Origin of the sequence: Streptomyces colwelliae, from assembly GCF_048158785.1 — a bacterium.
Taxonomy (GTDB): Bacteria; Actinomycetota; Actinomycetes; order Streptomycetales; family Streptomycetaceae; genus Streptomyces.
On sequence record NZ_JBLTJC010000416.1, the window covers coordinates 1 to 8,545 of the forward strand.

The following is an 8,545-nucleotide window of genomic DNA, read 5'->3' on the forward strand; positions in this document are numbered from 1 at the left end:
GCCCAGCCCCTCCACCGCCCCTTCGGACAGCGCCGGTTGAGCCCGGCGTGGGCGTCCCGTCCGATCCCGTACGCCAACTGTTCCTGGGCTACGAGGGCACACGCGCGGTCGTCGTGTCCGCCTCCCCGGCCGACGGCAGCGTCGACTTCCCGTACCGGCCGTCGGTGCACCGCTCGGCCGACGCCCTCGCCCGACTCCTGACCGAGCGGTGCGGTCTCACTTCGGACCGGCTCCTGCGACTGAAGGACCCCGGGCGCCCCGACGACGTACTCGAACCGGTCGAACGCATCGCGCGGGAGGCGTCGGGCGGGCTGCTCCTCCACTACGTCGGGCACGGGGTGCAGGCGCCCCGGCGCCGGGACAACTCCCTGCTCCTGATGACCGGGGACGCGGCCCGGCTGACGTACGACAGTCCGTCGCTCGGCAATACGGCGCTCCGGTTCGACGAGTTGATGAGCGCGCTGGAACCGGTCGGTGACGCGCCCCTGATCGTCGTACTGGACTGCTGTTTCTCCGGACTCCCGCTCAGCAGCGGGGAGTTCGCCGGCAGCCGGCTGCACTCGCTGGCCGGGCGGGCCGGTCGCCCCAGTCTGCTGCTGACCTCGGCGGACGACGACCAGCAGGCCCACGCACCCGGCGGCGCCGACCACACCGCGTTCACCGGGGACGTCATCGCCTTTCTCAACGGCGGTGGCTCCGACGGACATCCGCTGCTGACCGTGGGCCATCTGCTCGCGCACACGCGACGCCCGCGCCCCGAGGGAGAGTCGGCGTCGACCCCGCAGTCGGCCGCCCACAACAGCGTGGACCGTGTCGTCCTGGCCCCCAACCCCGCCTACGCATCGGCGGATCCCCTGTCCGACGGGGACTGCGAGGCCTCCGACTACGGCCACACCGAGTGCCCGTATCCCGGTCTCGCGCCGTTCGACTCGTCCGGTGTGCGGAGCTTCTTCGGGCGTACGGACGATGTCGACACCCTCGCCCGGCGGGTGGTCGCGCGGCGCGGTCAGGGGCCGCTGCTCGTCACCGGGCCCTCCGGCATCGGCAAGACGTCCCTGCTGCGGGCCGGACTGCTGCCCGCGCTCGCCGTCGGCAAAGTCGCCCCGGAGACCGGCAGTTGGCACCAGGTCACGCTCACTCCCACGGACCGTCCGCTCCAGGCCCTGGCCAGTGCCGTCCTGGAGCGCGACGCCGGACCGGCCGACGTGGAGAACCTGGCCCACCGGCTGGCCGCCGATCCCCGGGTGCTCGCCGAGGCGCTCCGGGCCCGGGCCGAGCGGCTGGGCGCACACGATCCGCACCGCGCACCGGCCCACCATCTGCTGGTCGTCGACCAGTTGGAGGAGATGTTCCACTACCGGGGCGACAGCGAGACGGCCGCGGAGACGACGGAACGGGACGCCTTCGTCGCCTGTCTGATCGCCGCCTCCGTGACGTCCCCCGGACGATCCGAAGAGGCCGCGGCGAGCGTCGTGCTGTCCGTGCAGAACAGTCACCTCGGCGCCCTGTATCCCTACGAGTCCCTGGAACCGGCGCTGACCCCGGGCGACGGCATGTACGTCGTACGGCCCCTGGCGGCACGCCACTTGGACGAGGTGATCACCGGTCCCGCCCGCGCGGCGGGACACATCGTCAGTCCCGAACTCCTCGCCCGGCTACGGGCCGACGTGGCCCTGCACCGGGAGGCCCGAGCCGACTTCGACAGCGGTGTCCTGCCGCTGCTGTCACACGCGCTGCGCGGCACCTGGGAAGCGCACCACGGCCGTACGCTGCGCCCACCGGACTACGCCCGCACCGGAGGCCTCGGCCGCTCCATCGCCCACGCGGCCGACACCTTCTACGAGGGCCTGACCAGCGACGAGGACCGCAGGACCGCCAAGGAGATCCTGGTCGAACTCGTGCACTGGACGGGCGAGACGGAACAGACCGTCAAGAGGCTCCGCACGGAGGTCCTCGGCTCGTACTTCCCCGCCGACCGGCAACGCGTCTTCCGGACCGTGCTCGACCTCCTGAAACAGCACCGCCTGGTCACCGAGGACGAACACCACGTCCAGCTCGTCCACCGTTCCCTGCTGATGAACTGGTCCGCGCTGGAGCAGTGGGTGGAGCAACTGCACGACGGGGAACCGCTGTTGAGGCTACGGCTGGAGCGGACCGCCGCCGACTGGGAGGAGCAGCGGCTCGACCGACTGCTGTGGCTGGGACCGGAGTTGGCGAGTGCCCGGGACTGGGCGAACCGCCAACAGGGGCGTGCCAACAGCACGGTTCAGGACTTCCTGGCGGCGTCCGCCGAGTACGAACGACGGCGCAGGCTACGGACGCGGGTGGTCTCGGCGCTGGTGGTGCTCGCCGTGCTGATCGCCTCGGGCGCCGGCTTCGGGTTCAAGGCGCTACAGGCGGACCGGCAGCGGCAGCGCGAGAGGTCCGTACAGACCCTGCTCGCCGACGCCGAGTCCTCGCGTGCCACGGATCCCGCGCTGGCGGCCCAACTCGCCCTGGCCGCCTACCGGATCGAACGCACCGACAGGACCCGGGACGCCGTACTGACCACCGCGTCCGCGCGGTCCTCGGTCCAGCTCACCGCTCGGGGACCGGACATCACGTCGCTGTCCTTCGACCGTACGGGGACCCGGCTGGTCGCCGCCGGTGACGGACGGGTCCGGATCTGGCCCGTCGACAGCGGCGGCCCGGGCGGACCGCCCACCCGGCTGTCCGGCACGAGCGGCACGACCCTGGCCCTGTTCCGGCCCGACGGAAAGGCGCTGGCCCTCAACACGATGGACGGATCCACCCAAGAGGGCATGGTCCAGACCCAGTTGGTCCTGCGCCCCACGACCACCGCCGTCCGCTCCACCGGGCAGGCGGCCACCGTCGTCTTCAACGCCCCGGTGATGGGCATGGCGTTCCGCCCGGACGGCCGCCGGCTCGCCCTGAACTTCTACCCCGGGCTCACCACGGTCCTCGACACCACCCACGGCACCTCCCTGCCGCCCGCGTGGCCGCGGGCGCTCATCACCGGGGACTCCGCCCCGATCGTCTATGGCGGTAACGGCAGTTGGCTGGCGGTCGGCGCCCAGAACGGCAACGTCGTCGTCCTGGACGCGTCCGGCCCACGCCACGCGCTGCTCGAACTCCATCGGGCCGACAGCCCGGTCAGCGCGCTGGCCGTGGATCCGAGCGGCACACTCCTGATCGCCGGCCACCGGAACGGAACGGTGTCCCGGTGGCGGATCGGCGAGGGGGGCCACCACGCGATCGCGCTGCACCGCCGGACGGCGCACTCGGGGGGCGGCCCCGTGGTCGGGCTGGCCTTTGCCGCCGACGGCCGGGAATGGGTGATCGCCCATCGGGACACGGGAGTTCGCGTCTTCGCGACGAGCGATGACCGGCTGACCGCACAGGTGAGTACGGGCGAACCCCTGAGCGCGATGGCCGTCTCTCCGGACGGCCGCACGGTGGCCACGGCCTCGGGACCCCGGCTCACGCTGCACCGCCTGCCCGAGCCGGACGCCCGCAGACAGCCGGGTGGCCTGACCGCGCTCGCCGTCCGCGCCGACGGCGCCCTGGTGGCGGGCGGCGGCAGGAACGGTTCGGTCTACCTCTGGTCGCCGGGCCCGGACCGCACGCTACGGCCCGCCGGCCGGCTCTCCCACGGCGCCACCCGCCCGGCCCCGCTGGGCGCGCTCGCCTTCGGCGGCCGGGGCCAGACCCTGCTGGCCGGCGGGTTCACCTCCGGGACGGTCCTGCTCTGGAGACCCGATCGCTCCGGCACCCCGGTGGCGCGGCTCGTGACCCGGGGTGCCGAACCGGTCGCCTCGCTGGCCCTGAGCCAGGACGGCACCGTGCTGGCCGCCGGGACCCGACACGGCCGCGTCTTCCTCTGGGACCTGTCGGATCCCGAGCATGTGCCCGACCCGGTCGGGGTCGAGGGGCACTCCGGCGCGGTGACCGGTCTGGCGTTCCTGGGCCGTACCCATCGCCTGGCCATCGGTTCGGACGACGGCGCGGTGGACGTCTGGAGCCTGGCGGACCGGACTACGCCCGCCCTGGCTCTGAAGCTCGCGGCCACCGGATCGAAGCTCGGCCGCGCGCTGACGGCGAGCCCGGACGGCTCGGTGCTGGCCGCCGCGGGAGAGCGCGGCTCGGTCGCCGTCTGGAACCTGAGGAGCGGTACTTCTCCCTCGCCCACCCACCTCGACGCCGGCACCGGCGATGTCCTCGGCCTGGCACTCGGACCGGGCACCCGCCCGGGCTCCCGCGTCCTCGCGGCACTCTCCGACGACGGCACCGTACGGCTGTGGGGCTCACGGCACCCCGGGCTCTGGGCGGGAAAGGGGACCGTGGGGGGCGACGGCGACCGCGCCACAGCCATCGGAGCAGCGGCCACCGCAGAAGCGGACCTGGTGTCGGTGACCGGCACCGGCCAGCTTCAACTGTCTTTCAGCGAGGTCGACTTGGCGACCGCCGAGGTGTGTGCGGCGCGGGGCGCCGCGGCGGCCGGGCAACTGTGGCGTGAGTCGTTCCCCGCCGACCCGCCCTGCCGGGCCCGTGCCGGTCAGCGCCCCGCGACGAAGTCGTCGACCTTGCGATAGGCCACCCGGGCCACCTGCTGGGCGACGTCCGAGTCGGCGGCGTCACCGAGGGTCATGATCGCGAGGCTGATCACGATGCCCTTCGGGTGCACGAGGTACACCAGGTCCGTGTTCTCGCGCAGACCGAGAGCCGTCGTCTCCACCCGCCCCGCCACCGTGCGGTCGCCGAGCGTCGGGAAGGCGAGCGGGCTGAGGTCGCCGGTGGCATCGCCCGCGAGGAGCCGGTGGCAGTCCCGGATGAAGTCCGCCTCCAGCTCCACCTCCGCACGGGCGTCCTCGATCCTGCGCAGGGTGAGCTCCTCGGACACCAGCGACACGGGCTGAAACCGGTTCAACCCCGTCTCCACGGACGGCCGTAGGGGCGGCTTCCGGTACGAGTACACACGGTCCGTCCCCGCGCACTCCGAGGGTTCCGAGGACTTCGTGTTCGCCGACGGCGACGGGGACGAGGCGATGGAGTAGCCGTCGAGGTCGCCGGGGGCGAGGAGCGCGGCGGCCAGGTTGGGCGGCACGGCGGACGCCGCCGCGGTGCCCGTACCGGACGGCTTCGCGACCGACCGCTTCGCCACCGGCGGGTCCACGGAAGGGACTTGGCCTCCTGGCGCGCACGCGGCCAGCGCGAGCGCACCGGCCGCGGCGACGCACATCAGGCCCCGGCGCGCGGCCGGACGGGCCCGATGGGCGACACCCTTGAACGAAATTCCTACGGCCCCCCGGCGCATGATGTCTCCCCCGCGCCACTCCCCCGCCCGCCGGACGTTGTCCCCGACGGTGCCTGGCGCGATACCAGACGATACGCCCCGAAAGAAGCGCACATCACCGGTTCCGCCGGATCGCGCGCGGCACACGGGCCGTGCGTGTAGCATCACCGCCCGTGTGCGCGCCCGGCCGTCGGCCTACCGCCCGCCTCAGCTCCGTCGCAGCCTGAGGGTCCTCAACTCGAAGGGCCGCAGGGCCAGTTGGATACGGTCTCCGTCCCACCCGGGTGCGGCCTCGTCGGCCAGCGGCCGCTCCAGCAGGTCTACGACGTCCACCGCGTCGAACGCGAAGCCCACCGTCAGGGTCGCCCTGGCCCGTCCCCCGTGCGCCTCGTGGAAGCGGACCACGACGTCCCCGCTCCCGTCGTCGGCGAGCTTCACCGCCGTGACGACGACCGCGTCCCGGTCGACGCCCACCAGCGGCGCGACCTCCTGCCCGCCCTCGACCCGCCGCTCCGGCAGGTTGATCCGCCAGCCCTCGCGGACCGCGTCGCCGATGCCCGCGCCGGGCACCAGTGCGTGCCGGAAGCGGTGGACGCCCTGGTCGGTCTCGGGGTCCGGGAAGCGCGGGGCGCGGAGGAGGGAGACGCGGACCGTGGTGGTCGTACCGTTGTCGCCGTCGCCGCGGACCGTACGGGTCACATCGTGGCCGTACGTCGAGTCGTTGACGACGGCGACGCCCCAGCCGGGTTCCTCCATGTGGACGAAGCGGTGGTTGCAGGCCTCGAACTTGGCCGCCTCCCATGAGGTGTTGGTGTGCGTGGGGCGGTGGAAGTGCCCGAACTGGGTCTCGGACGCGTACCGTTCGGCGTGCACGTCCAGCGGGAAGGCGAGCTTGAGGAACTTCTCGGTCTCGTGCCAGTCGACCTCGGTGTCGATGAGCAGCCGCCGCTCCCCGGGGGCGAGGGACAGGACTTGGGCGACCCGGGACGCGCCGAAGGACCGTACGATCCGCACGGCGTTCCCGTCGGCCACGACCTCGTCGGCGTCCGTGAGGTCGGTGACCGTGTTGCGGTAGAACTCGTCGACGTCCCAGGCGTCCCACATGTTCGGGAAATCCGGGTGGAGTTGGAGCAGGTTCGCGGCCCGGCCGGGGGCGACGGTCTCGCGGTCGGCCTCGATGTCGTAGGCGGAGACGACGAGTCCCCGGCCGTCGACCTCGACGCGCAGGAGGCCGTTCTCCAGCACGTGTCCGCCGCCGACCCTGGTCGCGAGTGCCGTCTCGCCCTGGACCGCCGGGGTCCGGGCGCCGCCCGCGGGGACGCCTTCGCGGGTGTGGGGCGCCGAGTTGAAGAGGAGGGGGGTCGTGCCCTCCCCCGCCAGCGCTCGCTGGGCCGCGTCGATGACGGCGTTCAACTCCGCGGCGATCCGCTCGTACGTCCGGCGGGCCTCGCGGTGCACCCAGGCGATGGACGAGCCGGGCAGGATGTCGTGGAACTGGTGCAGCAGCACCGTCTTCCAGATCCGGTCCAAGTCCTCGTACGGGTACGGGAATCCGGCCCGGACCGCCGCCGTCGCCGCCCACAGCTCGGCCTCACGCAGGAGGTGTTCGCTGTGGCGGTTGCCCTGCTTGGTCTTGGCCTGGCTGGTGAGGGTGGCGCGGTGGAGTTCGAGGTACAACTCGCCGACCCAGACCGGGGGTTCGGGGTACTCGGCCTCGGCCTTCTCGAAGAACTCCTTCGGGGTCTCCCAGGCCACGGTCGCCGAGCCTTCGAGGTCGTGCAGGCGGGCCGCCTTGGCGACCATCTCGCGCGTCGTCCCGCCGCCTCCGTCGCCCCAGCCGGTGGGCGCGAGGGAGTGCCGGGCGACGCCCTTGTCCTTGAAGTTGCGTGCCGCGTGGGCGATCTCGCGGCCCTGCATGGAGCAGTTGTAGGTGTCGACGGGCGGGAAGTGGGTGAAGATCCGGGTGCCGTCGATGCCCTCCCAACGGAAGGTGTGATGGGGGAACTTGTTCGTCTGGGACCAGGAGATCTTCTGCGTCAGCAGCCACTTGGAACCGGCCGCCTTGATGATCTGCGGCAGCCCGGCGGCGAAGCCGAAGGTGTCGGGCAGCCAGGCCTCCTCGTTCTCGATGCCGAACTCGTCGAGGAAGAACCGCTTCCCGTGCACGAACTGACGGGCCATCGCCTCCGAGCCCGGCATGTTGGTGTCCGACTCGACCCACATGCCGCCGGCCGGCACGAACCGCCCGTCCGCCACCGCCTTCTTGACCCGCGCCCACACCTCGGGCCGGTGCTCCTTCACCCAAGCCCACTGCTGGGCCTGCGACATGGCGAAGATGAAGTCGGGCTCGTCCTCAAGAAGCGCCGTCATGTTGGAGGTTGTGCGCGCGACCTTGCGGACCGTCTCCCGCAGGGGCCACAGCCACGCCGAGTCGATGTGCGCGTGCCCGATGGCGCTGATGCGGTGCGCGGAGGGGACGGCGGGCGTGGACAGTACGTCCGCGAGCTGTGAACGGGCGCGCTCCGCCGTGCCGTTGACGTCCTGGAGGTCCACGGCGTCCAGTGCCCTTTCGATCGCCCGCAGGAGGTCCCAGCGGCGGGCCGAGTCCACCGGCAGCTCGGCCATCAGCTCGCCGACGACCTCCAGGTCGAGGACGAGGTTCCACACGTTCTCGTCGAGGACCGCGAGGTCCATGCGGGTGAGCGTGTACTGGGGCTCACTGCCGGCGGTCTCCTTGTCGCCCAACTGCGTTGGCAGGAAGGGGTGATAGTCGAGGACGACGGGGTTCGAGGCGGCCTCGATGTGCAGCCGCACCTCCTCGCCGCCGGCGACGGGCGCCCCGATCCTGACCCACTGGTTGCGCGGGTTGAGGCCCTTCACGGGGGTGCCGTCGGGACGGTAGACGAGGCCCTCGCACTGGAAGCCGGGCATGTTCTCGTCGAAGCCGAGGTCGAGCAGCGCCTCGACGGTCCTCCCGGCCCACTCCTGGGGGACGGTCCCGGTGACGCGGAACCAGCTGGTCCCCCAGGGAGCACCCCACCGGGCACCCACCTCGATCGGTTCGGGTGTGCCCGCGAGCCCCTCGGCCACGGGCACCGGCTCGTCCGGCGCGTGCCAGACGGCCACCTCCAGCGGCACGGACTCGGGGTACACGGCGGGACGGATGCGCTCTTCGAGGACGCGCTTGAGGCGGGCTTCGACCAGGCTGCGGTCGTCATGCATGTGGGGTGCTCCGTAGCTCGGTTGCGGGTT

At 72.5% G+C, this 8,545-nt stretch carries 3 protein-coding genes; 1 reads left to right on the plus strand and 2 read right to left on the minus strand.

The genetic code is table 11. The features are described 5' to 3' along the window. The first annotated feature begins 47 nt into the window (after positions 1-47). The gene (locus ACNFOC_RS46050; protein ID WP_416964968.1) at positions 48-4,592 is read left to right on the plus strand and encodes an nSTAND1 domain-containing NTPase; all 4,545 of its coding nucleotides are present in this window, start codon (positions 48-50) and stop codon (positions 4,590-4,592) included. On the opposite strand, the gene ACNFOC_RS46055 is transcribed toward ACNFOC_RS46050, so the two are convergent. Next, positions 4,556-5,314 carry a hypothetical protein gene (locus ACNFOC_RS46055; protein ID WP_416964969.1) on the minus strand — a complete coding sequence of 253 codons (759 nt, stop codon included), beginning with the start codon at positions 5,312-5,314 and terminating at the stop codon, positions 4,556-4,558. The two genes, ACNFOC_RS46050 and ACNFOC_RS46055, sit on opposite strands and share 37 nt — an antisense overlap. 186 nt (positions 5,315-5,500) lie before the next feature. After that, a complete protein-coding gene (locus ACNFOC_RS46060; protein WP_416964970.1) occupies positions 5,501-8,515 on the minus strand; it encodes an alpha-mannosidase in 3,015 nt (1,004 codons plus the stop codon). Positions 8,516-8,545: the final 30 nt, after the last annotated feature.